Annotated in this window: 26 protein-coding genes; 6 read left to right on the top strand and 20 right to left on the bottom strand. The window is 39.5% G+C overall.

Annotated elements, in window-relative coordinates; all coding sequences use genetic code 11:
• Nucleotides 1-62: 62 nt before the first annotated feature.
• The 4 genes from LQZ76_RS02450 to LQZ76_RS02435 all read right to left on the bottom strand — a co-directional run bounded on the left by LQZ76_RS02450 (nucleotide 63) and on the right by LQZ76_RS02435 (nucleotide 2929).
• Complete coding sequence (locus LQZ76_RS02450) at nucleotides 63-1283, bottom strand: ABC transporter permease (protein ID WP_230098182.1); 1221 nt, start codon at nucleotides 1281-1283, stop codon at nucleotides 63-65.
• Nucleotides 1280-2188 (bottom strand): ABC transporter ATP-binding protein, encoded by a 909-nt coding sequence (locus tag LQZ76_RS02445; RefSeq protein ID WP_230098181.1) that lies wholly within the window; start codon nucleotides 2186-2188, stop codon nucleotides 1280-1282. Before LQZ76_RS02445 ends, LQZ76_RS02450 begins: the two co-directional genes overlap by 4 nt.
• 147 nt (nucleotides 2189-2335) lie before the next feature.
• Nucleotides 2336-2635, bottom strand: coding sequence for an SWEET family sugar transporter (locus tag LQZ76_RS02440; RefSeq protein ID WP_230098180.1), 300 nt, complete (start codon nucleotides 2633-2635; stop codon nucleotides 2336-2338).
• 12 nt (nucleotides 2636-2647) lie between these two features.
• Entirely contained in the window at nucleotides 2648-2929 is a 282-nt protein-coding gene (locus tag LQZ76_RS02435; RefSeq protein ID WP_230098179.1) for an SWEET family sugar transporter, read from the bottom strand.
• Nucleotides 2930-3766: 837 nt separating this feature from the next.
• Here LQZ76_RS02435 and LQZ76_RS02430 point away from each other — a divergent pair.
• The 3 genes from LQZ76_RS02430 to LQZ76_RS02420 all read left to right on the top strand — a co-directional run bounded on the left by LQZ76_RS02430 (nucleotide 3767) and on the right by LQZ76_RS02420 (nucleotide 6578).
• The gene (locus tag LQZ76_RS02430) at nucleotides 3767-4093 is read left to right on the top strand and encodes a hypothetical protein (protein ID WP_230098178.1); all 327 of its coding nucleotides are present in this window, start codon (nucleotides 3767-3769) and stop codon (nucleotides 4091-4093) included.
• A 316-nt stretch (nucleotides 4094-4409) separates the two neighbouring features.
• Nucleotides 4410-5570 carry an aminotransferase class I/II-fold pyridoxal phosphate-dependent enzyme gene (locus tag LQZ76_RS02425; protein WP_230098177.1) on the top strand — a complete coding sequence of 387 codons (1161 nt, stop codon included), beginning with the start codon at nucleotides 4410-4412 and terminating at the stop codon, nucleotides 5568-5570.
• Nucleotides 5571-5585: 15 nt separating this feature from the next.
• Nucleotides 5586-6578 (top strand): D-2-hydroxyacid dehydrogenase, encoded by a 993-nt coding sequence (locus LQZ76_RS02420; protein ID WP_432443414.1) that lies wholly within the window; start codon nucleotides 5586-5588, stop codon nucleotides 6576-6578.
• A 47-nt stretch (nucleotides 6579-6625) separates the two neighbouring features.
• Here the strand turns inward: LQZ76_RS02420 and LQZ76_RS02415 are convergent, their stop codons facing one another.
• From LQZ76_RS02415 to LQZ76_RS02370, 10 genes are all read right to left on the bottom strand, one after another.
• Nucleotides 6626-6814: a hypothetical protein gene (locus LQZ76_RS02415; protein WP_230098175.1), complete on the bottom strand. Its 189-nt coding sequence runs from the start codon at nucleotides 6812-6814 to the stop codon at nucleotides 6626-6628.
• A gap of 133 nt (nucleotides 6815-6947) precedes the next feature.
• On the bottom strand, nucleotides 6948-7988 hold the full coding sequence (locus LQZ76_RS02410; protein WP_230098174.1) for an aldose epimerase family protein: 1041 nt from the start codon (nucleotides 7986-7988) through the stop codon (nucleotides 6948-6950).
• The gene (locus LQZ76_RS02405) at nucleotides 7989-9410 is read right to left on the bottom strand and encodes a glycoside-pentoside-hexuronide (GPH):cation symporter (protein ID WP_230098173.1); all 1422 of its coding nucleotides are present in this window, start codon (nucleotides 9408-9410) and stop codon (nucleotides 7989-7991) included.
• Between the two features lie 64 nt (nucleotides 9411-9474).
• Entirely contained in the window at nucleotides 9475-10959 is a 1485-nt protein-coding gene (gene galT, locus LQZ76_RS02400; protein ID WP_432443415.1) for a UDP-glucose--hexose-1-phosphate uridylyltransferase, read from the bottom strand.
• Nucleotides 10959-12155, bottom strand: a complete 1197-nt coding sequence (locus LQZ76_RS02395) for a galactokinase (protein ID WP_230098171.1) — start codon at nucleotides 12153-12155, stop codon at nucleotides 10959-10961. The genes galT and LQZ76_RS02395 overlap by 1 nt, the downstream gene beginning before the upstream one ends.
• Before the next feature lie 186 nt (nucleotides 12156-12341).
• On the bottom strand, nucleotides 12342-13133 hold the full coding sequence (locus LQZ76_RS02390) for a hypothetical protein (protein WP_230098170.1): 792 nt from the start codon (nucleotides 13131-13133) through the stop codon (nucleotides 12342-12344).
• 21 nt (nucleotides 13134-13154) lie between these two features.
• Nucleotides 13155-13364: a hypothetical protein gene (locus LQZ76_RS02385; RefSeq protein WP_230098169.1), complete on the bottom strand. Its 210-nt coding sequence runs from the start codon at nucleotides 13362-13364 to the stop codon at nucleotides 13155-13157.
• A 219-nt stretch (nucleotides 13365-13583) separates the two neighbouring features.
• Nucleotides 13584-14372: a hypothetical protein gene (locus LQZ76_RS02380; protein WP_230098168.1), complete on the bottom strand. Its 789-nt coding sequence runs from the start codon at nucleotides 14370-14372 to the stop codon at nucleotides 13584-13586.
• 111 nt (nucleotides 14373-14483) lie between these two features.
• Nucleotides 14484-14756, bottom strand: coding sequence for a hypothetical protein (locus tag LQZ76_RS02375; protein ID WP_230098167.1), 273 nt, complete (start codon nucleotides 14754-14756; stop codon nucleotides 14484-14486).
• Between the two features lie 20 nt (nucleotides 14757-14776).
• Nucleotides 14777-16165: an ATP-binding cassette domain-containing protein gene (locus LQZ76_RS02370; RefSeq protein WP_230098166.1), complete on the bottom strand. Its 1389-nt coding sequence runs from the start codon at nucleotides 16163-16165 to the stop codon at nucleotides 14777-14779.
• A gap of 338 nt (nucleotides 16166-16503) precedes the next feature.
• Between LQZ76_RS02370 and LQZ76_RS02365 the strand changes: the two genes are divergently transcribed.
• On the top strand, nucleotides 16504-17766 hold the full coding sequence (locus LQZ76_RS02365; RefSeq protein WP_230098165.1) for a hypothetical protein: 1263 nt from the start codon (nucleotides 16504-16506) through the stop codon (nucleotides 17764-17766).
• 164 nt (nucleotides 17767-17930) lie between these two features.
• Here LQZ76_RS02365 and LQZ76_RS02360 read toward each other — a convergent pair whose 3' ends face one another.
• The gene (locus LQZ76_RS02360; protein ID WP_230098164.1) at nucleotides 17931-18908 is read right to left on the bottom strand and encodes a S66 family peptidase; all 978 of its coding nucleotides are present in this window, start codon (nucleotides 18906-18908) and stop codon (nucleotides 17931-17933) included.
• A gap of 226 nt (nucleotides 18909-19134) precedes the next feature.
• Here LQZ76_RS02360 and deoC point away from each other — a divergent pair, with 226 nt between their 5' ends.
• Together deoC and rbsK are read left to right on the top strand one after the other, a co-directional pair.
• Nucleotides 19135-19803 carry a deoxyribose-phosphate aldolase gene (gene deoC, locus LQZ76_RS02355; protein ID WP_230098163.1) on the top strand — a complete coding sequence of 223 codons (669 nt, stop codon included), beginning with the start codon at nucleotides 19135-19137 and terminating at the stop codon, nucleotides 19801-19803.
• 8 nt (nucleotides 19804-19811) lie between these two features.
• Nucleotides 19812-20738: a ribokinase gene (gene rbsK / locus LQZ76_RS02350; protein WP_230098162.1), complete on the top strand. Its 927-nt coding sequence runs from the start codon at nucleotides 19812-19814 to the stop codon at nucleotides 20736-20738.
• Nucleotides 20739-20861: 123 nt separating this feature from the next.
• Here the strand turns inward: rbsK and LQZ76_RS02345 are convergent, their stop codons facing one another.
• The 5 genes from LQZ76_RS02345 to LQZ76_RS02325 all read right to left on the bottom strand — a co-directional run bounded on the left by LQZ76_RS02345 (nucleotide 20862) and on the right by LQZ76_RS02325 (nucleotide 26302).
• Nucleotides 20862-21377, bottom strand: a complete 516-nt coding sequence (locus LQZ76_RS02345) for an NUDIX domain-containing protein (protein WP_230098161.1) — start codon at nucleotides 21375-21377, stop codon at nucleotides 20862-20864.
• Between the two features lie 143 nt (nucleotides 21378-21520).
• Nucleotides 21521-22672, bottom strand: coding sequence for an ATP-grasp domain-containing protein (locus LQZ76_RS02340; protein WP_230098160.1), 1152 nt, complete (start codon nucleotides 22670-22672; stop codon nucleotides 21521-21523).
• A gap of 77 nt (nucleotides 22673-22749) precedes the next feature.
• Nucleotides 22750-23949, bottom strand: a complete 1200-nt coding sequence (locus tag LQZ76_RS02335; protein ID WP_230098159.1) for an ATP-grasp domain-containing protein — start codon at nucleotides 23947-23949, stop codon at nucleotides 22750-22752.
• Nucleotides 23946-25100 (bottom strand): MFS transporter, encoded by a 1155-nt coding sequence (locus LQZ76_RS02330; protein ID WP_290368162.1) that lies wholly within the window; start codon nucleotides 25098-25100, stop codon nucleotides 23946-23948. The genes LQZ76_RS02335 and LQZ76_RS02330 overlap by 4 nt, the downstream gene beginning before the upstream one ends.
• 32 nt (nucleotides 25101-25132) lie before the next feature.
• Complete coding sequence (locus LQZ76_RS02325) at nucleotides 25133-26302, bottom strand: hypothetical protein (protein WP_230098158.1); 1170 nt, start codon at nucleotides 26300-26302, stop codon at nucleotides 25133-25135.
• Nucleotides 26303-26547 lie beyond the last annotated feature (245 nt).

Genomic DNA, 26547 nt, shown 5'->3' with positions numbered 1-26547 from the left:
AGTTGATATTTAAGTAATTAAAAAGAACTCCTCAATTGAGAAGTCCTTTTAGTCAAAATACTTTATTTTCGACGGATTAATTGCCGAAGTTGTTTGTAAATACTTTCATCAGAGTATTCTAAAACATTACGTGCATAGATTTTTAAACCAAATTTTAGCATTAGAATGACGACAATAATCTGGATTGCAATTGCAATTAATGCTTGTGGCATACCCGTGAAATTAAGCGCTAATCGACTAGGGATTAGGGTTTGTGAGATAAATGGTACATATGAAGCAATATTAATGATTAAGTTATGTGGTGCTTGTGCGATGATAAACGAAAGGATATAGCCAATCATTGCTAGGTATGTTACTGGTTGTACCGCCTGTTGAACTTGGCTTTGATCATTAACGAGTGAAGCAATGATGGCAGCTAAGGTTAAATACATCCCAATTGCGAGCAATAACATGATAATTGTCACGACGGCAAAGCTCCAACTGACATTACTAAAAATTGTTCTTGCACTACGGACAATACTGTTATTACCAAAAATTACAAGCGCCCCTCCACCAAAGATGACATACAATAACATCTGTGTGACGGCTAAGGCAAAGACCCCGACAATTTTACCGTAAAACTGACTCGCTGCACTAGTCGCAGCTAACAAAATTTCCATGATGCGCGATGATTTTTCGTTGGCAATTTCTTGCGCAATGATTTGCACATAGAATAGTAAAATTACGAAGAATAAGACCCCAATCCCAATACTAAGCGTACTATTGGCCCCTTGATTACTATCACTGGTTGCATCATGTTGGTTTAATTCTTGCACTTTAAGTTCGACTGGGGCGGTTAATGCTTGCAGTTTTTCAGCTGAAATGTTTAATGCTTGCGCAGTTGCGGCCATCTTAAACTGCGTCAAAATAGTTTTTAAAGTCGCTTGATTAATGGTGGTACTACCGGTAGCTGAAGTAACAAGTTGATAGTCATTATTAGTCTTAACTAAGTAACCATCAATATCTTCGGCTTTCAATTGATTCTTTACTTTGGTAACGGTGCTGATGTCTTTAAGTTTTACATCGAGAGCTTTGGATTGTTTAAGGGCTTGCGTCAATTGTGGTTGTTCGACAATTGCCAAGGTGGCTTTGTCACTACTTGAGCTAGCACTGGCAAAGAATAGCCCCAGGCCAATTGAAAAGGCCACAAGCAACAGTGGTGATAACACTAACATCCAATAACTTAATGATTTGATACGGACGCGATACGTTTGTTTAGCAACGATTAACCAGGCATTTTTCATAATTCCACCTCCGTTGCGGCGACTTCAGTCCGAAAAATTTCATCTAATGATGGTGGGGTTTGCATGAAGGCCGGCACGTAATTATGCGGTGTTGTTACGCGTTCAAAAACGGTGTGCCCCGTTGCTTCATCACGAAGTTTTAAGACGCGACCTAAATTACTAGGCGTGATTGCTTCAACGCCATCAATTGCCAGTAAATCTGTATCACTAATATCAGCTTCTAAGTAGACGCGGGTACGACCAAAGCTTTCACGGATCGCCTTAGTTTCCCCAGATAAGACCGTTTTACCGTTTTTAAGCATTAACAAGTGATCAGATAATTCTTCAACACTTGCCATATTGTGGGCACTAAAGATAATTCGAGCCCCGGTATCGCGGAGTAATTTAATTTCACGCATCATTAAGGATGTGTTAACTGGATCGAGGCCCGTAAATGGTTCATCGAGGATTAATAATTTAGGTTGAAAAATAAGCGTGGCGATTAATTGAACTTTTTGGGCATTCCCTTTTGATAACGTTTGAACTTTATCAGTTGGTTTCCCGACAACTTCAAGCCGGCTAAGCCAGTGCTTTAATTCAGTTTTAACGGCGGCACTTTTCATACCATGTAATTCGCCAAAATAAAGCATTTGTTGTTCAATCGTCCATTTTTGATATAAGCCCCGTTCTTCCGGTAAAAAGCCAATTTTTTGGCGAATTGCTGGTGTAATTGGTTGCCCATCAAATAGAATTGAGCCATGATCTGGTTTAATAAAATCAAGTAACATGCGAAATGTGGTCGTTTTACCGGCCCCATTTTGACCAATTAAGCCCAATACTTCGCCATCGTTAACTGATAAGGATAAGTTATCAACGGCAACTTTGGGACCAAATTGTTTGGTTAAATTTTGTAGTTCAACGGCCATTTGGTTTCCCCCTTTTGGAAGGTAGTTAAAAAGTTATTTATTAATAATTTTATAAGATAAAATCTATTTTGAACAGCAGTATTTAACAAAAACTTAAAATTGATATACACAAAAAGCGTTCAATCATTGATTGAACGCTTTTTGGAATTAGTGAACATATACAGTTAATGCTGTTAAAAGGCCAAAGATAATCCCAGGAAAGTTTGAAATAACTAATGGCCAATCCTTCGTATCTTGAATTAAGCCATAAATCACCCAAAGTGTGGCATTAATTCCGGCAACGAGTGGTTGAATCGGATTAACGGGTTGACCACTAAAATTAGCAATTAATTGTGGGATGTATGAGACATACATCGAAATACAAGTAATCATAGCTAATTTACTGATAACTTGTTCACGGTGTTGCCGTTGTAGTTCAGCCGAATTTGCATTGTTTTCTTTACTCATTATTGCCCCCTTTTAATGAATGTAAACTGTAATGGCCGTTAATAAGGCAAAGATGACCCCCGGCGTACTAGAAATAATTAACGCCCAATCTTTTTCCTTCTTTAGCGCACCATAAGATACCCATAAACTGGCATTAATTCCAGCTACTAATGGCTGCAATGGACTAACTGGTTGACCACTAAAATTAGCAATCAGTTGTGGAATGTAAGCAACATACATTGAAATACAAGTAATCGTTGCGGCATTACTTATTAGAAATTCAAATTTTTTCTCTTGCTTAGTTTTCTCTGACATAAATAACTCCCCCAATCAATTTAATTCCTGTTCACTCATTCTAGCATTGTGTATTTTTTTTTGCTTATTTAAGGATTGGTAAATAATGTATAATGCAAAATTAGGACGGTTTTAATTTAATTAATTAATTTTTTTAAGTCTAATTTAATTCCTAAATATTATCTAAATAGGCATTTTGGTATATACAAAAATAAAAAACACGTCTTTGCAATTCTATTTAAGAATCAGCGAAGACGTGTTTGATTTAATACTATTTTATTTACCAGCGTTGCGTGATGTTTGCACATGCTTTTGAAGAATCGTGAAAGCTTGATTTAGATTTTGAACTTTATTCGTTTTAATTACTTTAGTTGGGACTAGTAGTGCTGGCAACTAGATTTACAGAACCAATAGCAGTTAAACTAATGACGACACTACTGTTGAAAATAACAGGCCAAATTTTTTTCACAATATAATCTCCTTGAGATTGGCTAAGTTACTATACGAATGAAGGTTAACTTGCAGTGCAACCTAAGAGTACATCACGAATATTACTAATGCAATAATAAGCTTAATTTAGATGAAAAGTTGCTAAGTACACAAAAATTACCCAGTTCATTAGTACGAACTGGGTAATTCTGTCAAACAATCAATAGTCCGGGGGGACTGTAATTTGAGGAAATCAGATGGTCACCTTGTTACCATTACCCCTTCCTATCTCACAAGGCCATTATAGCAGTAATTTAAAAAAGATTGTTATTTGCAGTTTTATGACCAGACTATAGTAAATAGCTATCAATATATGCGCCCGGCCCAATATGCTATAATCGGCGTATCTTAATGAAAGAGGAATTAATCATGGCGCAAGAATACGAAGTAGTGGATTTACTAGATAAAGTTAATGTTGAAATTTATGTTGTCGCAAAAGATGGTGGTGATGCTGAATTTGTCGGGGTGGCAGGAATGGCTAATGATGAAGATCTCTATCAAGTCGAATTTGACTATGACGAAATGTCAGTCGTCTTAAATCGCCCCCAAGTGGATCAATATTTAACGGCACATGATATCAACGTTATGGAATTAGGTGAAAGCGAAGAACATCCAAGTATCTTAGTCGTGGGTGTGATGTCTGGTAAAGAAATGAGCGAATTATTCCAAGTTTTGAAAATTGAACTCGATGCTTAAATGTTAAGTTAAAATTAAATGATAAAATAATGTTGCGTTTTTCATTTTACAAGCGTATATTTTAGCTAAGTTATTTAAAGGAGCTAATCATTATGTTAGATAAAAGTATGCAAAAATTGAATAACGCGTTTTTACTCTACTGGTACCTCGCAGATTAATTCTGGATGGCATCAGTCTTTTTTCGATACCATTTAGCTTCGGTTAGAACTGAGTGGTATCGATGGAACTTTGTTATGTGACAACATCGATAAATCCTCTCAGTGGCGACTGAGAGGATTTTTATTTTAGTTTTATATACTTGGAGGCTTAGACCTATATGGAAAATTTCAAAACAAATACCCGGTTGGAACAGTTACAACCATCATCAATTTTGGCCTTTGATGCGTCAATTTCAAAGATTCCCGATATTATTAAATTAACCCTTGGCGAACCCGATTTTAATACCCCTGAACATGTAAAGGATGCTGGTAAAAGTAGTATCACGGCTAATGCCAGTCATTACACAGATTCATCGGGGAAAATTGAACTCCGGACGGCTGCGGCTGATTTTTTACGTAATAAATACCACGCAACATACGATCCAAACAAGCAAATTGTCGTAACTGTTGGAGCAACTGGCGCGATTTACTCAACAATTACAGCCTTAACGAATCCAGATGATGAGATTATTATTCCGATTCCTATTTTCCCCTTTTACATTCCCGTCACCCTACTTAACGGTGCTAAACCGGTCTTTATTGATACAACTGCTGATGGGTTCAAACTAACCCCTGCAAAGCTAGAAGCAACCCTTGCCGCTCATCCGAAAGCGAAAATGCTGGTAATGAATTACCCGACTAATCCAACTGGGGTGACATATGATCGTGCCGAGCTGGAAGCATTAGTTGCACCGCTACGCAATAAACCAATCGTTGTGTTAAGCGATGAAATTTACAGTGAATTAAGCTACAGTCAAACACACGTTTCTCTTGGTGAAATTCTACCTGAACAAACTATTTTGGTGACGGGGGTTTCTAAATCGCATGCCATGACCGGTTGGCGGATTGGTTTTGCCGCCGGTCCCGTTGATTTAATTGAAAAAATCGCGATGATTAATCAATTCACTGTTACTTCGGCAACGACGAATGCCCAAGATGCAGCGACTGAAGCCCTTACAGCTGGGGCTGATGATGGCTTGGTTATGCGTGCAGAATACCTTAAACGGCGGGATTACCTCGTTGAACGCTTGACTGCGATGGGCATTGAAGTTATTAAACCAGCTGGGGCATTTTACATCTTTATGAAAATTCCCGCACAATTTGGGACAGATAGTTTTGCGTTTGGCCATAAATTAGCTGAAGACGCCAAACTCGGTTTGGTTCCAGGTGGGGCCTTTCCAGCAGGTGAAGGTTACATGCGATTGAGTTACGCGGCTAGTATGGCCAATATCACAACCGCCATGGATCGCCTCGAAGCGTTTCTTAATGCTAATCAATAATAGGAGTTAATGAAAATGAAAATTTTGATGTATAGTGTTCGTCCAGATGAAAAACCAGCCATTGATGCGTGGGCCCACCGGAATCATGCCCAAGTCGATACCACCCCATTGCCATTTGTTGACAATATTGAACTAGCCACCGGTTATGATGATATTTCAATTTTACAACACGCCAGGATTGATGATTTTAGTGTATATGAACGCTTAGCGGCATTGGGCATTAAGCATATTTCATTACGTATTACCGGTTACAATACCATTAACTTTGCGGCAGCCGATGCCAATGATATTATTGTAACCAATGTGCCAGCCTATTCACCACGCTCAGTGGCAGAAGCGGCCTTGATGCATACAATGGTGCTATTGCGGCAGCTTGAAAATACAGAAGCACGCATGCGACACCACGATTATAGTTGGGATGGCCTCCAAGCCCGTGAAATTCATAATTTGACCGTTGGTATTTTTGGTACTGGTAAAATTGGTGGAACGGCGGCCCGAATCTTCAAGGCACTTGGCGCGCGCGTAATTGCTAATGATTTGGCACCCCGCACGGATTTAACTGATACGGTTGAATATGTAGATTTTGCAACCCTCCTTGCCGAAAGTGATGTGCTTACCATTCATACTAATTTAGATGCGACAACGCACCATCTTTTCAATGGCCCAACTTTGGCGAAAATGAAGAATTCAGCATTCTTGATTAATTGCGCCCGTGGTCCAATTGTCGAGACACCCGCCTTAATTGATGCCTTACAAAACGGTGTTATTGCTGGAGCAGGTCTCGATGCCATTGAATGTGAAGAACTATTTGTTGAACATGATTTAACTAATAATCAAGAACTTGATTTTTCAGTGTATGATCAACTACTTGCGATGCCCAATGTGTCATTGACCCCCCATATTGGATTTTATACCGATGCAGCGGTTCAGAATATGATTGACATTGCACTTGATGATGTCGCCTTAATTATTCAAGGTCAACTAAGTCCCCATATCGTTCATGATTAAAACACAAAAACCGTAACGTATTTAACGTTACGGTTTTTAATTTGATTTTATGATCGTGCTTGAGTTTGTTGGTAAAGCTGCCAAGCAAGGTAAGCAATCCCGATAATTAACGCGGGAATAAATAACGCTTTGATTAATACCCAACAGAAGTATAACAACATCGCTAGAATTAAGTAGGGAATGGCTTTATTAAATAAGTACCCAAGGATTATCACAAGAATTAAAAATGTGAGCATTTAAGCACTCCTTTCATAAGTTATTATGTATTAAATTATACCCCCTTTCAACTAATTTGTCTCATGCAAAAAGCCTATTAAACGTAAAAGTTTAGTAGGCTTTGTTAATTATTATTTACAACATTTAAATTGTTTAACGATGATCATACTGATAGATGATTTGATACGATTTTGTTTCATCAGGTTGAATGGTAATATCACCAAAATCAGGATGATTTACGGCATCGGGTAAATTTTGGGCTTCAATGGCAAGGCCTTCATATGGATGCCCCGTCCCCCGATTTAATGCCATCTGGGCATCGTTTAAATCGTTTGCGGTATACAAAATGATGCCGTTACGGTCGGAATACACATTGATTTGCCGTTGTGACGCATCATCAATTAAGGTTGCAGCAGGTGTATTTAGATCGCCGGCCACGACAAAGGCATCATCCAACCCTTTTTCAACGGTCATTGCTTTAAAGTTTTCAAGCCGCTCACCTAAATTAGTAATGTCGGTGAAATCATACAGGGCATTAACGACGGGCACAATTTCCCCGGTTGGGACTTTATCATCATTTAAGACTAAGCGCGATTCGCTAGCTACTTGTAAACTCATTTGTGTGACATCAGTAACGGCTGGATCACTCAAGTTAAAGTACGTATGCACGGTGGGATTAAAAATCCCGGGCGCACCAGTTTGCGTACCACTTAATGTGATGATAACTTGATCATCATTTGTTAATTGGTATTTAATGTTGACCGCTAAATCACCTGGATAACCGTCAATGGCTTCTTTGGCTTGATAATTTAAACTAACCGCTTCATTTAGAGTGTCAATTTGCCCAGTAAAGACTTGGTTACCAATTCCTTGGGGGCCGCCATGTAAGCTATTTCCTTTTTCATTAGCTGGAACCGTAATTACGCCATTGACCCCCGTCCACTGCGCCTGGCCAATTCGGCCAGCATGACGCCCAATTACGCGATTAAAATTATAACCATTTTCCGTAAACCCGGCTAAATCATCAAAGCTGAGTACTAAGTTAATCCGTTGACCAACATCATTAACGGAAAATTCTTGAATGATGCCGGCATATGATAAAATCCGTAACCGGGTTTGATGCTGATTCTCAATGGTATACCGATAGATTACTTCACCATTATATTGGCCATATTCTTCACTAGTAACTGTCATTTAAGCCTCCTGTTGATTTGTTAATTTAGCTTCCAGTTGTGCAACAACTTCCGCGTGTTCTTTTTCAAATAAGCGCACTTTCCAGAAGAAAACAATGCCGGCAAAGAGCATAAGAATCCCTGGTAAGGCAAAAGCAAATAAGTTAAAGGTGTGAATATCACGTTGGGTAATGTTACTTACGGATGCACTACCACTCATACCGGCTGCCACAGCGATAAAACCAACAATCCCATTTGAAAGGGCCCCGGCAATTTTATCCATCAATGGGCGCAGTGATAACGTAACTGCTTCATTACGCACACCATTTTTCAATTGACCATATTCAACTGAATCGGTAATGGTCATCAGCGCTGATAGGAAAATCCATTGTTGTGGGAAGTAGAATAGGACGGTTGCAATTTGAACCATTAAAAGATTTTGACCAGCTAATATAAAGATTGCGTATGCCAAAATGTTCATAATTAACCCACCGAGGTAGACATACCGGCGTGAAAATTTCTTCGCCAAGAAAGGAAACATTGGGACGGCGACAATCCCTGTAATTGTAGCAATTAAACCAACGAACCAAAATTCACCAACCCGGCCAAGGACAAACTTGTAGAATAACAATAAGACCCCCGTCGTGGCAACGTTAGCAATCGCGTACGCAATGTATGAAAGTGCTAACCACATTAATTGGTCATTTTTAGTAATTACGACAAAGACTTCTTTAAAACTAACCTTTTTGTTTTGTTGGCGCACAATTGATTGATTTTCTTTAGTTGTTAAAGCAGTAATGATGGCCGTCCCTGCGGAAATGATCCCAACAATCACAGCAAACCAGAACCACCCAACGGCCCCTTGTTCATGCCGGCCGGTAAACAGATACGTAATAAACGTTGTTAATGGTACGACTACTAAAGTCGTACCGTTAGCCCCAATTGATGAGCCAAACCGGGCAAAGGTCCCAAGTTTTTCCCGTTCGTTAGAATCAGTTGAAAGTGCCGGAATCATTGACCAAAAGGCAATATCTTTAAATGAGTAAAAACAGTCTAACAAGATAAAGACAATCCCAAATAAGACGATGAATAAGTCATCACCAGTCTTTGCTAAACCAAAGAAATTAGTGAAGATAACCATTAAGAGTAAGCCAGAAACGACCCCACTAACGACTAACCATGGTTTAAATTTTCCATATTTTGAACGAGTATTATCAATAACATTCCCAATAATTGGGTCAAAGATAATTTCAATTAAGCGAATGATAACTACTAAGGATGTGATAATCCCAATTAACCGGGCGGTATCTTTACCAGCCCCTTGGAACATGACACTCGTCACAAAAATAATAAAGTACGTACTTAATGTCACATAATACGTATCATGGCCAAACGCCCCGAGAGCATACCCAATCCGTTGTTTCCATTTATGCGTCGTATTCATTTTTTTAGCCTCACTTATCATAGAGTTTTAAATGCCCACTCTAATCAATTCTGCATCACCAGTCTTATGCCAAACTTGCAATGAAAGCTTTAAATGCTGTCCGCCCAATCGGGGTTCGTTTGAAAACGCCAGCGTCGGTTAAGACCCGTTCGAAGGTCGCCCCAATTGCTTGGTTAATAATAGTGTCAACATTGTTCGCTGTAATATGGTGATTTTGTGCTTTTAACTCATCCGCCCATGCTTGATGAATGGGATTAACTTCCGTACTTGTATTAAGCAAGTATGCTTTGACAGCGGCCATTTCAGACACTAACCGCGGTGGTAAAATGGCTAAGCCCATCACTTCAATTAAGCCAATATTTTCTTGTTTAATGTGTTGGACATCTTGGTGCGGATGGAAAATACCATCGGGATATTGGACGGAAGTATTATTGTCGCGTAAGACTAAGTCGATTTCGTATAAGCCATCATGCATGCGGGCAATCGGTGTCACGGTATGATGGCGCACTCCATCGTTGGTATAGGCAACAATATTTTGGGACTGATAATCAAACTGTTGCCACCGCGTTAAAATTAATTCACTGGCTTGAACTAATTTGCCATAATCCGCATCTTGCAGGCGAATCACAGACATTGGCCATTTAACAATGCCGGCTGCGTGGAGTGCAATCCCGGGAATTTCGATAGCAGTTTCAATCGGTGCTTGCGCCATTGGCATTAGATACCGCCCTGCTTGAAAGTGATCATGCGTTAAAATCGAGCCGCCTACAATTGGTAAATCGGCATTTGAACCGATGAAGTAATCTGGAAATAACGTCACAAATTCAAATAATCGCCGAATGTTAGCCCCACTAACAACCATCGGCCGGTGTTCCTTCGCAAAAACAATCGCATGTTCATTGTAATATGCATATGGTGAGTATTGGAAATACCATGGTTCGTCCCCCAATGTTAGGCCAATCACCCGATGGTTAGCTCGGGCGGGATAATTAAGGCGCCCAGCGTACCCTTCATTTTCCAAACACAATTGGCAAACCGGATAACTATTACTTTTAACTTTTTGCGCCGCGGCAATTGCTTTGGGGTCTTTTTCAGGTTTTGATAAATTAATTGTTATCTGCAAGTTAACATAATCACTAGCATATGGGAATTCAATGTTACGTGCGATTTCGCGGGTTTTGATATAGTTGACACGGCGTGACTGCTGATAAAAAGCATCAGTCGCGGTGCGTGGATTAAGCTTATATTGCTGCCAAAATTGTTGATTAACAATACTTGGTAATGGCAATACCAAATTCATTAAGTTCGCCCCTAGCATATCGGCATTGGTTGCTTCATCATGGGCTTCATAATTTTTAAGGCCAACCGCAACTACTTGATCCATTAATTCAAGTAAATCACCGGTCGCCACTGCCGCTTGATTATCAAAATCAGTTTGCTTAATTTGCGCTAAAATTTGATTAGTTAAATAAATTTCATCCGCTGCTGTACAATCTGAAGCTGCAACCAATGCATGGGCTAAGCCTTTCACTAAACTTGAAGTGCTCATCATGCAAGAACCTCCGCAATGGGGCCAACCCAATGGGCGCCGTCTCCGATGTCGGCCACGTAAAATGATGGGGCGTAGCCGATTTTTTCAGTGTAAGCTTGGCCAACCTGGTCTTCAAACGTGGTTACTTGATCACGTTTGACTAACGCAATGGCACAACCCCCAAAGCCGGCCCCTGTCATGCGCGCACCAAGTACCCCGGGTTGCTGTTGGGCCGCTGCAGCCAAGGTATCCAATTCCACTCCACTAACTTCGTAATCGTCTTTTAGGGATTGATGAGAAGCATTGAGTAATTTTCCGAATTCAACTAAATTACCGGCAGTTAAATACTTAACGGCTTCTTGCGTCCGTTCATTTTCTGTTACGGCATGTCGTGCCCGTTTTAAGACGGTTGGATCCGTGATTAAATGGGCGGCAGCTTCAAATTCAGCACTTGATAATTCGCCGAGAGCATTAATATTAAGTTCCTTTTGCAGACAGTAGACGGCTTCTTGCGTTTCTTTAACCCGTTCGTTGTACTTTGAGTCAACTAAGTTACGCGGTTTATTAGTATTCATAATTACGACGACATAATCGCCGAGTTCGACGGGCACCATGTCGTAAACCATCGTATTCGTATCAAGGTAAATGGCTTTATTAGCTTCCCCAAAGCCAATCGCAAACTGGTCCATAATCCCAGTATTGACGCCGATATATTCATTTTCAGCTTGTTTGCCACACGCAACTAGTTGTAAGCGTGGTACTTTGAGATGGAATAAACGTTGAACGACGACGCTAATCATTAATTCAAGGGACGATGATGATGATAAACCAGAGGCACTGGGGATATTACCCTCAATCACCAAATCAAAACCATGGTCAAAATGATTACCATAGCCCCGCAAAGCAATTAAATCCCCTTTTACAAAATTCGCCCAATTGCCATGGGGTAATTTAGTGGTATCATCAATGGCAAATTCCACAATCCCAGTATCCGGAAAATTAGTCGAATACAAACGTACTAGCTTGTCAGTCCGGGCTGCACCAACCCCATAAGTCCCAATTGTGATGGCAGCTGGAAAGACATGCCCCCCATTGTAATCAGTATGTTCACCGATTAGATTAATCCGTCCCGGTGAGAAAAAGGCATCGGTTGGTGCCGTAGTAAATTGTTCTTTAAAGATCGTATTAAGCTTTGTAAAAACTTGTTTGTCCATTACTTAATCCCTCGCTAAAGTAAAATTATTAAACACGTTTACACTTTATGTAAGCGCTACCATTGTTGGTACACCTATATAATATATTTTGTTTTATGGTTATGCAATCATAATTTAAAACCTAAATAAATTGTAAACTTTACATAACAAAAAAAGCGACCGCGAGTCGCTTTTTTGTACCTATAACTATTTAACTACGCTCCAGTCATCAAGAGTGTGGCCAAACGCATCTTGTAGAACTAACCAACTATTAGTACCAGCAAAATATAAGAAGTGACCAACTTCATTGGGACTTTTTAAAATCACATCACGTGTTGTGTGATTATCGGTAATCGCATCCGCTTGTTCAGCACGTAAGGTATTGGCGAAGCGCGCCACAAAACCTAACGTCCCATCTTGATTTAACGGTGCATTGGGGACTAAAGTAGCCCCGGCGACAATCCGCATTTCATGGCGTTTTTGCCAGTAAACGGTCGCCGTAACGCCGGCATAATCGACATAAAACGGTACCGTGCTCAATTCTTTAGTCCAACGATGCTGGGGCTTACCAGCTTTTTTGACCGGTGGCGTCGGTGCTACGACTGCAGCGGCGGCAGGTGTCGTAAAGTCATACCCTAACCAGTGTAATAATGGCATTACCACGGCCAAATAATCGGTCAACGGAGTGGCGTAATTAGTAGGGATTTTAGTTGGTGTGAGCACCCCTTCTGTTGGTGTCCAACCAGCAGTAAGCGCTTGATTAGTTAGGGCCGCCAGGAGATATGCTGGTTCCATATCCCAAGCTGGAATCAATGTAATAACACGCTCAAATGCTTGGTGATTGAGCGTTGCTTGCCCAATTGCAATTAACTGATGATTTGCAAAATACAACGTGACATCGTTATTAGCAAGTGGTTGATCACTAATAATTAACGTCCCGTATTCATACGGTAAAGTTAATTGTAGTGAATCGGTTGTAACTTCATAATTATTAAGCATATCGTCCCCCGATTTACGTTATTATCTTTGAGTTGTACGCGTGGCAGCTTGATTAATGAAATGGAAACTGACTAATAAGCAGATGATGCTGATGCCGACTAAGATATATGTTACCGTTGGTTGGCCCCATTTAAAAGCCGTTACAACCCCAATTAAAATAACCGGTAATAAATTTAACGCCATGACAAGTAGTAGTTTAACCCGAATTTTGAGATTATGAAAGAATTGCATATAGGTACCTCGTTTGATGTATTTTAACTTTAATTATAGCAAAAAACGGAGCTGTAACAGAAGTCAGGCGATATCGATAAATACACTAAATAACCGCTTTGAAGAATTTTCTTCAAGGCGGTTATTGTTGTATTTCGAATATATCGGACTTCTGGAGTGCGTTTTGGTAGCAATTTAGTACTTGAAGAGAGTTATGTCACAACCCCAATTATTTCCAATTTAGTTAATTTCGACAAATTCACCATCAATTACGATCTTTTCAGTAGCGATATTATCAAACTCGCCATTGATGTTTTTAACAAAGGCATCAACGAGCCGATTACCCATTGGACGATATGAAAGATAAGTTAGCCCACCTGAAATGACCCCACCAATCACAGGGACGACTTTCGTAATTGTTTTCTCAACCGTTTTTTTAGTGACTTTAATACCAATGATTTTACCGATTTGCTTAATCAATGGATACCAAGTTGTATGAGTTAATGCCTGCGAGGCAACCTTTTTTCCAAGCACACTACCAGCTTTATTAGAAACTTTATTTAAAGTCGCAGCAGCACCACCAACTCCAAACATGACGCCTAAATAAACAATTAAACGACCTTTAACTTCATCAGATAAATTATCTGCCTTACCAGTTAATATTTCATCTTCACCAAATAAATACGCAATTTGTTGCGCTAAGTTTAACGCAAATCCAAAGTATTGGACCACATCGGCCCCACCAGCAAATGCCATTGTAAGTGGATTAGATGGTAAGCCGGTTACAAATGAAGTAAACGCGGTTTTATTCGTACTATTTTTGACTAATAACTGGGCACGTTGTTTTAATTCATCTACCGAATAAACTGCTTGGGGGCCGTTAGCTAAAATCAGGGCTAACTGATCACTTTTGCCAAATTGTTGAGTTAAAAATTGTTGCCGATCAACCTTAATAATTGGCAATGCGGCTGCCGCTGAGATTACTTTGACCGCCGTGTCGTATGATTTATCAGTATCTAATTGATTCATGTTGTACCCCTATTTAAAGAAAATTTACCTTTTTAAAAATATCATAATTTAGAATTAAATAAAAGCAGAACTTACAAGCGCGTTGCTGTAAGTTCTGCTTCAAAGATCAAATTAATGGTGTGCATCATTCGTATTACTGTATGAATTTTTCGGATTTAACGCGCGGCCCCCTTGATAAATCAAGGTTAAAGCACCGATTGCGATAAACGGCATTAAGATGTCCCCAAGCCGCCAAGTCCAAGCGCCAATGTAAATCAGATAGCTGATAAAGGCTAGTAAGATAATTGGTAAAATCATCCCCAAATATTTGTTACCTAAATACCCAGTTAAAATCTGAAAAAGTAAGCAACCAATTGTAAAGACAATAAAAATAAAGTTTCCCATTAGTTACCTCCTGTGTTACTTTAGCCACCAATTGCGATGGGAATCGTCAAGTCGATGACCATTTGATCATGTGATACGAGTAAAATTATTTTATCGCTAAAATCCGGACTGTTCAAGAGATTCAGCACTGCTGGCACAAGCTTAAAGGAAATGTTAGAAAATGGTTCATCTAAAACAAGTACAGTTGCGTCAGCTTTAAATAAGGTGGCATAAAGCGTTACTAATTGATGTTCACCACCAGAAAGTTGATTTAGCGGTGTATCAAGGAGCTTCGTTAACATGAAATGTTCGTTGAAAAAGACGGCTTTGATTAATGGATTTGCTGTTTGCATTGCGAGAATCTTAAACTGGTCTAAATATGCTTGCACGGTCAGCTCTGTTGCAACTTCATTTTGCAGCATCACGGCAACATTATTTTGCCGTAATATCCGGGTATTAAGGGTAGCTAGTTCGTGGTTGTCAAACGTTATCCGTCCTTGGTAATCAGGATTTAAGCCTAATAGCGTATACAGAAAAGTCGTTTTACCAACCCCATTTTTTCCAGTCAAAGTGTAGATGTTACCAGCGGTTAGTCCAAAGTTTAAAGCGTGGGTATATAACGGCTGATCGGGTTCAAGGTTGATGTTTAAATCAGTAATCGTTATCGTGGTAACTTTTGCGAGCGTAGTTTTCCCAGTTACTTCACGTGGGAGTGCTAATAACTCTTGTAACCGCGTTTGCGATGCTTGATAGTCTTGGTATTCACTGCCGACATAGAATAAATTATCAACGACATTAATCAGAATCACAAAGTACTGCAAGATAATCGTGAACGTCCCAATTTGCCAATTACCATTAATCACGGCAATGCCCCCGATAATGAAAAAGGCAATCTGAAAGAGCATCGATAAGCTAATCTTAGAAGTTGATAAGATATAGTGCCATTTGAAATTCCCGTGCATCGCCGTAAACATTGTCGTCGCCAGTTGTTGATTTTTACGCTGTTCGGCGCCAAGGAGTTCTTTGGCTTTAATCGCTAGGTAGCGCGTAAACATACTATTGCGATCCGCAAAGTAGTTTGCGCTGATTTCCTTAACATCAAGTGCTGTGACATAGATGTAATAACGGGTAAAAAAGAAAACTAACATATATAACACGATAAAAAGTGTAAATAAGCCCAGAATTTTAATGTTAAATGCTGCTAAGAATATCCCAACGCCGCCAATCGTAACTAGATTCGCGATAAAGTTAGGAACGGTAATATAAATAAACCGGGCCGTTACGGAAACGTCTTCATTCACCCGTGAATTTAAATAGGCCCCATCATATGCCAGCATAGATTGGGAATCAACCTGATAGAAACGGACAATCAATTGATTAATCACGGCGACAATAATTTGCGTGGACGCTGTGCTGATACACAATGGCATTGATGATATGGCCTTCTAAGTACGGCGTATACAATGCGATGATGGTCATGATGACGACGACAATTATTTGGAGGATAAAATCCATACGAAATGGTCGCAGTTCATCTTTTATCATTGGTTGCCTGTTGCCTGTTGCCTGTTGCCTGTTGCGTGAGTTTTCATATACCATCCTCTGACTCTCATAGTATTCTAATTTAATTAAAATATTATAATTAAATTCGTTAAAACGCAAGGTTAATTTGCCGGGACTTACGTACTTATTAGAAGTTATCGTTATACACTGATAAATGACCTATGTTACAATAAACATAAAATCAACATTTCAAAGGAGTTTTAACATGGATAGTAAGCCTAATGAATCTGAAAATACACCCCTGAATGAAGAACTTAATTTTTTTAACTACGCGATTAATAGCGATAACAACCCCAACTATTACTTAGAGCGGGCACTTACATATATTAATGCCCCTGAACCAGAATACTTCAAACAAAATGCCCAATATGCTTTCCGGGATATGTTGACATATTGTTTAACCGAATATCGAACATACCTTGATTTACCAGCCGATAGCACTGAAAAAGCACCGTTATTGGAAAAACTTTACCAAAATATCCGCCAATTAAATGAGTGCTACATCATGCTCTTTGTTGATAAAGCTGATCGCCCCTTCCTTGATGAAATGCGCGATTTGACGTTAGCGACGTTTGCCGAAGAAGATGGTGAACTCCCAGCCGAAGCACCAACCGAGTTATTTTCAAACTACGCTAACTTATTTGCTTTCATTAAAAAATTGATGACCAACGACAATTTGTTTAATACGTTTGCTAATACACTGACTGAAGACCAAGTGGTGTTATTTGATACACCAGATGCGCGGGATTTATTAGTCGCCTTTGTCGATGCGATGGCTAAATACGAACCAGAAAACGTGACTACTGATGACTTAACGCCACACGTATCAGATACAGCTGGTATTACGGATATTTTAGAAAAGGCCGAACCAATTGATTATGCCGCGGAATTAAGTAATCAAGCCGCTGAATTACGGACAGCTGGCCAATATGATCAAGCGATTATCACGTATACGCAAGCCATTAACGTTGATCCGCAACCACAATATTTCTTTGAACGTGGGACGACGTATGTGTTAATTGATACTGATTTACGTTTTAACGCTACCGTAGCCTTTGATAACTATTTTGCGACATTAATTATGTTATTCCGTGACCACCATGACGGTTTGCTCACAATTAGTGAAGCGGAATTTACATCACGGATGCATGAGTTATTCAAGTTAGTTAATTACTGTTACCAACTGCAAATTGAAAGTGCTTCATGGGATCCTGATGGTCAAATTATGCATGATGTCTTGCGAGCAGAATTGTTCCCTGATGCCTATCAAGTAAAGCTAAGCCTTGATCAAAAAGTTGAAATTACCCTTTCAACCAATATTTTAGAATTCATCAACAGTATGGTAATTTCAAATGATGAATTTGTTAACTATGTTAGCTCAACTTCAAATGATATTGAATTACAGTTGAACCAGCCTGGCATGCGTGACTTACTCGAAGAATTACTAGCACAAGTTTGCATTGCTTAAAGAGAGTATCATTTAAAATACACCAATAACCGCCTTGAATAAATTTTCAAGGTGGTTATTTAGTGTGTTTTCGGTTATTGCTTGATTTTTTCCTAAAATTTAAAGCATACCAGTATTCACTAAGCAAATAATTAACCAGATATTTGCCGTTAATCGCAGTAAATTTAACCTCTAATAATTGATATTTGCATCTTACTAGTATCAATTTCTACTTCACCACCCAATGGAAATGTGAAGATTGGTTGTGTGTGACCAAAATCAACATGGTATATAACCGGAATTGTTTTTAAGATTGGAAATTTATCTAAAATGACTAATAAATCATCGCTACTTACATTATTCTCAGTTGGAAAACGACCAATCACAAGACCCTTAATATCAGAATGCATTTGTAAAACTTGTGCTAGGTCTCTTGAAAATTCAAGAGCTTCACTTCCTTCAGCTTGTTCAATAAAAATAACTGGTGTTTTAACATTAGGCAAATATGGTGTCCCAGCCTGGACGCTATAAGTTTGGATGTTACCACCAGTAATAGTCCCTTGTGCATAACCTTGGTTATAGACATGCCATTGATTAGGCATTATGTGGCGAGATTTGGATTGATCAAACCACAAATCACTTGACCAATTATTACTTGGTAGTAATTGATATGAAGAATTACACATGCTATGTTCCCAATTAAATGTTTGATATTCTTGCAATTCCTTCATTTTGAACGCAGAATAACAAGGACCGTAATAAGTAACCAAACCTGTTTGAGCTCGAATAGCATTATGTAAACTTGTGGTATCAGAATAGCCGATAAAAAACTTAGGATTATTTTTAATCAAATCCCAGTCAATGTAAGGTAGCAACTCATTAGAATTTAACCCGCCAATCGTTGTTAGAATTGCTTTAACGTTTGAATCAGCAAATGCATCATGTAAATCATCAATACGTTCTTTAATTGAGCTTGAGCCAAATTGATCATTAGCAGCAATATTTTTACCAAATGTTACTTTAAAACCAAGTGATTCTAATTGCTGCTTAGCAGGTATGTTATTTTCAAAGCCACCTACTCGTTCCATCGATGAACTGGGTGAAATAACGCGAATTTCATCTCCAATTTTTAAACGCTTTGGAAAAACTTTTATATGTTGCATATACTAACCTCCTTTAAAATTTTATTAGTGGATTCTAATATTGTACACCACTTCCACTAACTATGCTTATATGAATTTTATTAGTTAATTTTAATAATCATACAAACTAATTAACAGGCATTTCACATCCACTTTACAAGTAGTTTGCTTTTGCCAAATCACATTTACAGCCAGTCAATCATCCACTTATAATGACGATGGGATCCGGATAAAGGAGGATTTTATAATGCAATTAAATCAGTTAATTGACCACACGTTACTAAAACCAGATGCCACCCAAACCGACATTGATCAACTTATTACGGAAGCGCTAACCTATCAATTTTATACCGTTATGGTCAACCCGTATTGGGTATCTTATACTCACAAACGTTTGAAAGGTTCATCGGTAAAAATTGGCACGGTTGTCGGTTTTCCATTAGGGGCGAATACAACAACGACTAAAGTTGCAGAAGCTCAAGATGCCATCTACAACGGTGCCGACGAAATTGATATGGTTTATAATCTGGGTGAATTTAAGGCCGCACATTACAACAAAGTTCGCCAAGAAGTCCAAGCACTCGTTGACATTGTCCATGGTGCCGGTAAGGTGATTAAAGTTATCATTGAAATCGGCTTACTAACGGATAATGAAATTGGGATTGCGAGTCGTTTAGTTGCGGATACGGGGGCTGATTATGTCAAGACCTCAACGGATTTTACTACCAGTGGTGCGACTTTAGCTGACGTTAAAATCATGAAAAATGCCGTTGATAAGCGCATCAAAATTAAAGCCGCCGGTGGAATTCGTAATCGTGAAATGGCGGAAGTCTTAATTGGTGCTGGTGCTGATCGATTAGGAACGAGCAGTAGTTTATCAGTTTTAGGGATTGTCAATGACGAACCTAGTAAGTGAGGTGGCTAATGCCTAAAATAACAATTATTGGGTCAAATATGTATGAACTAACAACCTTTACTGATCATTTACCCAAGCGGGGTGAAACGGTTGCTGGATATGATTTTTCCGAAGGCTTTGGTGGCAAAGGTGCTAATCAAGCCATTGCTGCAGCACGTTTAGGGGCCGATGTTGATTTATTAACGGTAATTGGTAAGGACTACTTTGGTCGCCAACAACGGCAAAACTATGCTGATAATGATATCAATTCAGCGGGGATTATTAACGGGAGTCGTGGCAGCGGAGTTGCATCCATCTTTGTTGAATCTTCGGGTACTAATCGAATCTTGGTCGTCAAGCGAGCCAATGATGAACTTACGCCAAGTATGATTGATGCTCATCAAGCGCTGATTCGTGATGCACAGATAATTCTATTACAACAAGAAATTGCTTTAGCAACTAATTATCATGTAATCGAATTAGCTAAAAAATATCACGTCCCGGTCATGTTAGATCCAGCACCAGCAAATTTAGAACTAGATATTAACTATGTGGTGCAAGTTAAATTTTTTACACCAAACGAACATGAGTTGGCAGCCGTGACAGGCTTACCAACATATGATTTAGCTGATATAAAGCGTGCTGGCCAGACATTAATTGCTGCGGGGCTAGAAAATCTGTTAGTGACACTGGGGAGCAAAGGTGTTTTGTGGATGGATCAACACCATGCGCAATTAATTCCGGCCTTCCCCGTCCAAGCCGTTGATACAACTGGCGCTGGGGATGCATTTGCAGGGAGTTTTGCCTATTATTATACGATGGGAGCTAGTATTGATGCCGCGATTAAGTTTGCTAATCAGTATGCGGCGTTATCTGTGACTAAATACGGCACGCAAAGAGCCTATCCAACGAAAAAGCAAATGGCTAAAATGGATCTTCCTTTTCAATTTGAATAAGCAATTAAAAAGAAACGATACCAAGAAGCGGTTAGATACGATATAAAAGTGAAATATACGATATAAAAGTGAAATAATCTGACGAAAAGATCCGTGAATATAATATCCACGGACCTTTTGTTTTTATTTTGTTTCGAAGTTCAATGAATATGCCTGCCCAGTTGCCCGGTATTGTTGGTACACTTCCCAGACGGCTTTGGCCGCAAAGGTTAACTTAGTCGTTGTCAACTCACTAGCTGGGACCCACTTTTTGGCATCAATTTCAGTTGTGTCAATTACATCGCTTTCAGCTTCCCACTCTTCACAAAGATAGGCATTGGTAAACAATTGCGTTGTGTCGCCATTCGCGTATTTTGCAATATAATTTTTACCGGAAACATTCCCAATTAGTTGCAGTTTGGTAGGATCAATTTGAATACCACCCTCTTCTAATGCTTCGCGGGCGGCATTTTCTTGCCATGAAAATTCGGGTTCATTGTAACCACCCGGAAAAGCCCAGGCATCAAAATCGCGATTATAGATTAGTAGAAGTTCGTCCGCTGAATTTTTAATGACCACATCAATTGTTGGCATCACTAATAAGAAGTCATGGCCGACTTTTTCCCGCACTTTTGCAATATATGAATCTTGGTATGGCATCGTAATTCTCCTTTAAGGTCCCGTAGTTTTATTACCTTCATGATAGCTATTGGAGGTATCTTCGTCAATATGTGAGCTATCCGTCAGAAGTATAACTCAAATGTTAGTAATCTTGGGTGAGTACATGTCTTAATTCAGTGGATTTATATCCAACGATATTGCTGAGCATATTCATCAATATCGTTTAAATGCTGGCTGAAAGTGGCTTCATCAGCGGCAGTAAAGCGTAACTTAAACAGTAAGTCGGTAATACTTTGACTAGCTTGCGTTTGTGTATCAACTTGCACCATTGGATAAAAAGCACTAACCCATGGCAACGATGGTAAATAACTAGTTGGCATAGTCGTTAAATAACCGGCTTGCGCAAATTTCTTGTACCACGCAACAATTTGCGTTGGCTGCAATTGAACTGGTCCCTCATCTGAAATAACATCCCCATTTTGGCGTAACCAATATTCTTGGGCAATATCAACGCCCGTTTCGGCAACAATTAATTCTAAAATCCCGCCACCACCAAAGCGTTTACCAAGTTCACAAAATGCTAAATTCCCACTATCATCGTAAAATAGCTCCAGATGAAATGGCATTACTTTATCACATGAATTTAACGTGCTAATAATCGTTTGCGTCAATGTAAAAATTTTAGCCAACATGCTCGTATCATTTCGACTGTAGAAATGTGCCGTTCGGGTTACTAACGCTTGCTTAGCTTGCAAACTAGCCAAGATGGGCGTGACATATTCATGCACAATAAAGCGGGTAATTTGACCATCAATAGCATAGCCATCGACGGTACACATATGCGGATACGGATTAAAAGTTTCCAACATGTAGCCATCTGGACTACTAGCTAAAATCGTTGTTAGTTGTGTTTGAATAGCTGCTAATGATTGCATGTTCACATCGAGTACTTGGACCCCACTAGCTGAATCATCACGGCGCGGTTTAAGAATGACTTTTGCGTGTGCTTGGACAAAAGCTAAGGCAGATGCAATATCTACGAGCGCCAAAAATTCTGGTTGTGGGACAATCCCTGCAAGGACCGCGCGCATATAATACTTATCTTTGCTAAGCGTATTTTCAAGATACTTTGAGGGCCGCTTAAGAATGATATCTTCAATTAACCCGACCCACATGCCATCGGGTTCGCTTAATGTATTGACGCTGGTAACATCCGAACGTTGGCGTAAAGCTGCTAAGACGGTGTCAAAGTTAATTTCATCTAAGAATAGCATGGTTGGTAGTTGCTTGCCAAAATATTGTTCATAAGCAGTTTGCCGATTACGTGGGGCCACAATTACAGTGTTGGCTAGCGCTTACGCGTGAATGCTTTGAGGCGAGTATTTATAAACAAAATAATTCATAAGGCCTCCTATTTTGTGTATTTAATTGTCGTTGCTAAATATTGTTCAATTTCCCGGAGTTTTGCATAGACGATGGCGGCGGTTGTATCCCGGACACTAATAGCAACAACGGCTTGGTTAATCGAGTTACTGCCATCATAGACTTTGCCCACCTTCCCAAAAACGTGGTAATCATAGATGCCATCCACGGGAACAGTTGCTGGTAATGCAGTTAATCTACCATGTTCGGGTGCGATAAATATAAACCCGTGAAGCGAATCATTTTTTGGAACAACCACCTCAGGCTCATTAGTAATAACCGCATGTAAGTAGCTTTTAATCGGCCAAATACCGTAACGATCATGGAGTTCTTCATTAATGCGGCCACCACCTAAGCGGTTACCGATTTCACAAAAGTAAATTGTTTCGGTGTCAGGTTCAACAAAGACTTCTAAGTGAAATAGCATGGCATCATCGTGCGGTAAAATGGTTAACAGATGCTTAACATAGACTTCAATTTTAGATGCCAGAGCTGTCGTGCGATCAATTTCAACTGAACCAGAATTTTGCTGACTTAAGTAGTTAATGCCACCTTGGCCAAGATATTTAGAAGTATTTACATACGCTAATTGCTTTCCTTGTACAAAGCCATCAACGTGATATAAGGGCCAATCGATATATTCTTCAATAATGTAGCGCCCGCCTGCTTCAAGTGTGATTTCAGCCAATTCAGTTGTCGGTGTTAAGACCGTAATCCCTTTGGCCCCGGCGCCATCAATCGGTTTTAAAATGCTTGTCCCATTAAAGTTTGCTTGCCACGTAGCCACATCATCCAGTGACAAGACTTCTTGATACTTTGGTACGGCAATCCCGTGTTGGGCAACGTATTGTTTCATCAAAAACTTATTCCGATACAACGTCGCTTCTGCTAAGCGTTGACCTGGGATATTAAAGACTTCGCGCAACTGGGCCGCCACTTCAACGTCATGCTCATCGTAATGAATTAAATGATTTATTGGTGTCGGCTCATTAATGGTAGTGACGGCATGCAATAAGTTTGGATAGTTCCATTCAGGGACAGTGATAATTTTAATATTGGCTTGGGTAGTTTGATAATTATGCTCTAAGCGTGCTGAAACAAGATACGTGTACGTATTGTCATCAACAGGTGCCCATGTTAACGCCCCAATGTAAGAATTACTGAGTGGTGATAAAATTACAATGTTCATTCGTGACTCCTTTTTTGATAGCGTCGATCAATCATAATCCACATTAAATTGAAAATAACAAACCCGACGGCAACGACAATTAACGTTAAATTCATAGAAATCCCATTAATATAACCAAATGATAGGTTTCCAATTGGTGAGGCAATATTGGCAAAAATAAAAATCGCGGAAAAAGTCTTCCCAATTAAAGCACTATCAACTTCACGCTGGACAATCGTTTGCGACGCAATATTGTAGCGAGATAAGACAATACTAATTACAACGGCGACTACAAAGATAAACGCAATCGTTTGGAGGATCGTTAGTAGTAATAACACTAATGAAATTACCACTAAGCCAATGCGTTCAAATGTTAAACTCTTGGTAATCGGAATTTTGGAGATGGAGTATGAACCCACAATTCCTCCGACGGCTTGACTCGCTAAAACCGCCCCATACAAATGTCCTTCGTGTAATTGTCGAATCACCATAATCGGAAAGAAGATATTAAGTCCGGCCAAAAAAAAATTTAACATTACGCCCATAAATAAGAATTGCAACAAGGTTGGATTACTAAAGATGTTTGTAAACGTTTGGCGGTAACCAACAAATTTATGACTTGGTTGCTCGGTCAATGTAAATGGTTTTAAGAAGAAAAACGCCCCGAAAAACGAAAGACCATTTAGCAGAAATGCCATTGGTAAGCTTAACCAATGCCAACCGTACAAGAACGTACTAATTGGTGGTACCGTGACACTTAACACTTGCGTTCCTAGTGCCATCGTTTGATTAAAAGTCATAATCGCCTCACGCTTAACAAAGAAATTCACCATTTTTTTAAAGATTGGCGAACTCAAGTAAGCATTGACATTCAATAAGAAGACCGCTGTATTGACTTGCCATAAATCAAGGTGCGTTTGGTAATGATACAGCCCGACAAAAGCGAGGCATAAGATTCCTGAAATAAGGTTAATCCCTTTAATCACGGCCAATAAATATTTCGAATCCGCAATATAGCCACCAAAGATACTACAAATAAAAGTTGCTGAACTCGCGATGGCCATTGTTTGTCCCAAAATGTTAGACGAACCAAACGTATGGACAATCCATAGATCAATAATTGTATTAAATACTAAGGTCCCACCATAGGAGACAAACTTAGCGTACTGAATGTGTTTAGAAATAAGCGCTTCCTCCTGACTACCTAACGATAAGTTAACGGATTATGATATTGATTAGTGGTAACATCAAAGTTAAAAGCGAAATTTTTGTGTGGTACTAGCTTTGCTGGGATGGTGGCTTCGATGGCATATTTATGTGCTTGTAACCATTTAACTGCTAATACTGGCGGTAAGCCATACGATGTATAGACACGATCTAGCAGCGTAGCATCAACTTGCAAATCGGGCTGTTGGCGGATGTATTTGCTTAGTTGGCGTTCTCCATGGGTGATGCTTTTTGTAAAACTAACTAACTCTTGTTGTAAACTGGCTGTTTGATGGGCATTTAACTGGGCCACGTGTGCAAAGACATCCCAAATAACTTGCGGATCAATTTCAGCCGCCATTAATTCGGTTAAGACGTTCCGGATTAAGCGCCGGAGGGTATAAGCGTGTTTTTTCGCGCCCGTTCCGGTTGGCAGTTGTTCAAGTAGCGTCAAAGCAGCGGTTAACTCACTAATTGTCAAATGAACGAGTTGCTTAGTTGGCAAAACCGCCCCTAATTCCGTAAACAGTTGTTGCGTTGTCGGAACCTCATATAAACTCAAACCAGCTTGTTGGAGCATTGTGAGCCGTTCCGGATAAAAGACACTATCTAACAAGCAATTATCAGCTACGGTATTATAGGCCACTAAAACAAAGTTAGCGATGGTCACTAACCCAGCATGGTATTTAACGACCACTTTGACATAATAATGATCCCCGGCAAATGGGAGCTTACAATGCAATCTAGTAGCTGGAATAGGCATCACATGCTCGGACCAAATGGTCTTAAAACCAGCCACCATATTAGGAATGTCCGGCACAATTAAGTAGATATCGTCGATTGAAAATCCAAGGTCATTAACTAATAAGGTCGTTAGTAAATTGTGCAATTTTTGGTACGGGGCTTGCCGCTGGGTATCGTGGTAACTATAGAGAACTTGCAATGGAGTTGCTAATGGATTAACGGTATCACTCGGATACACATGGCGAAAGCACACTTGGCGTTTAAAATATTGACCGGGATGACCTGGTTCCGTATACAAATATTCGACATCTTGAATAGGTGAAAATGTGAATAAGTGTTGCTCAGATCGTACTAATGGCGATGCCGGTAAAAGTTGCGCGTGCTTAGTAAAATAAGTATTTAGGTGTTGCTCGACAGATAGCATTTAACGCTTCCTTTCAAATGTATTTCTAATTATTATATCATTTTAAAACAAAAAAACTAATTGTATTTTAATTTTAAAGGTAAAGTTTAAACGGTTTAATAATAATTTTTTTCACGTTCCAACGCGTAAAAAAGGGTTCTATACTTTTTGGTACTGATGGCCATGACTTAAGTCATGGGTGTCAGTACCATTTTTTATTCTAATTGTATTGTTTCGTAAAAAAGAGTACAAAAATAGAGATAGCT

It is taken from the genome of Periweissella ghanensis (assembly GCF_918814755.1).
In the GTDB taxonomy this organism is placed as follows: domain Bacteria; phylum Bacillota; class Bacilli; order Lactobacillales; family Lactobacillaceae; genus Periweissella; species Periweissella ghanensis.
Note: the sequence above shows the minus strand (reverse complement) of the source record. Positions and strands in the feature narration are given on the sequence as shown.

Bases quoted from the DNA above. Each gene is read 5' to 3' on its own strand.
- LQZ76_RS02345 (WP_230098161.1), bottom strand. From the start codon at position 21,377: ATGCCATACCAAGATTCATATATTGCAAAAGTGCGGGAAAAAGTCGGC.
- LQZ76_RS02375 (WP_230098167.1), bottom strand. From the start codon at position 14,756: ATGGGAAACTTTATTTTTATTGTCTTTACAATTGGTTGCTTACTTTTT.
- LQZ76_RS02420 (WP_432443414.1), top strand. From the start codon at position 5,586: ATGAAAATTTTGATGTATAGTGTTCGTCCAGATGAAAAACCAGCCATT.
- LQZ76_RS02370 (WP_230098166.1), bottom strand. From the start codon at position 16,165: ATGCCATTGTGTATCAGCACAGCGTCCACGCAAATTATTGTCGCCGTG.
- LQZ76_RS02390 (WP_230098170.1), bottom strand. From the start codon at position 13,133: ATGCTTAATAATTATGAAGTTACAACCGATTCACTACAATTAACTTTA.
- LQZ76_RS02430 (WP_230098178.1), top strand. From the start codon at position 3,767: ATGGCGCAAGAATACGAAGTAGTGGATTTACTAGATAAAGTTAATGTT.
- LQZ76_RS02425 (WP_230098177.1), top strand. From the start codon at position 4,410: ATGGAAAATTTCAAAACAAATACCCGGTTGGAACAGTTACAACCATCA.
- LQZ76_RS02385 (WP_230098169.1), bottom strand. From the start codon at position 13,364: ATGCAATTCTTTCATAATCTCAAAATTCGGGTTAAACTACTACTTGTC.
- LQZ76_RS02450 (WP_230098182.1), bottom strand. From the start codon at position 1,283: ATGAAAAATGCCTGGTTAATCGTTGCTAAACAAACGTATCGCGTCCGT.
- LQZ76_RS02410 (WP_230098174.1), bottom strand. From the start codon at position 7,988: ATGACAGTTACTAGTGAAGAATATGGCCAATATAATGGTGAAGTAATC.
- LQZ76_RS02325 (WP_230098158.1), bottom strand. From the start codon at position 26,302: ATGCTATCTGTCGAGCAACACCTAAATACTTATTTTACTAAGCACGCG.
- LQZ76_RS02405 (WP_230098173.1), bottom strand. From the start codon at position 9,410: ATGAATACGACGCATAAATGGAAACAACGGATTGGGTATGCTCTCGGG.
- rbsK (WP_230098162.1), top strand. From the start codon at position 19,812: ATGCCTAAAATAACAATTATTGGGTCAAATATGTATGAACTAACAACC.
- LQZ76_RS02365 (WP_230098165.1), top strand. From the start codon at position 16,504: ATGGATAGTAAGCCTAATGAATCTGAAAATACACCCCTGAATGAAGAA.
- deoC (WP_230098163.1), top strand. From the start codon at position 19,135: ATGCAATTAAATCAGTTAATTGACCACACGTTACTAAAACCAGATGCC.
- LQZ76_RS02360 (WP_230098164.1), bottom strand. From the start codon at position 18,908: ATGCAACATATAAAAGTTTTTCCAAAGCGTTTAAAAATTGGAGATGAA.
- LQZ76_RS02415 (WP_230098175.1), bottom strand. From the start codon at position 6,814: ATGCTCACATTTTTAATTCTTGTGATAATCCTTGGGTACTTATTTAAT.
- LQZ76_RS02380 (WP_230098168.1), bottom strand. From the start codon at position 14,372: ATGAATCAATTAGATACTGATAAATCATACGACACGGCGGTCAAAGTA.
- LQZ76_RS02445 (WP_230098181.1), bottom strand. From the start codon at position 2,188: ATGGCCGTTGAACTACAAAATTTAACCAAACAATTTGGTCCCAAAGTT.
- LQZ76_RS02435 (WP_230098179.1), bottom strand. From the start codon at position 2,929: ATGTCAGAGAAAACTAAGCAAGAGAAAAAATTTGAATTTCTAATAAGT.
- LQZ76_RS02395 (WP_230098171.1), bottom strand. From the start codon at position 12,155: ATGGACAAACAAGTTTTTACAAAGCTTAATACGATCTTTAAAGAACAA.
- galT (WP_432443415.1), bottom strand. From the start codon at position 10,959: ATGAGCACTTCAAGTTTAGTGAAAGGCTTAGCCCATGCATTGGTTGCA.
- LQZ76_RS02335 (WP_230098159.1), bottom strand. From the start codon at position 23,949: ATGAACATTGTAATTTTATCACCACTCAGTAATTCTTACATTGGGGCG.
- LQZ76_RS02440 (WP_230098180.1), bottom strand. From the start codon at position 2,635: ATGAGTAAAGAAAACAATGCAAATTCGGCTGAACTACAACGGCAACAC.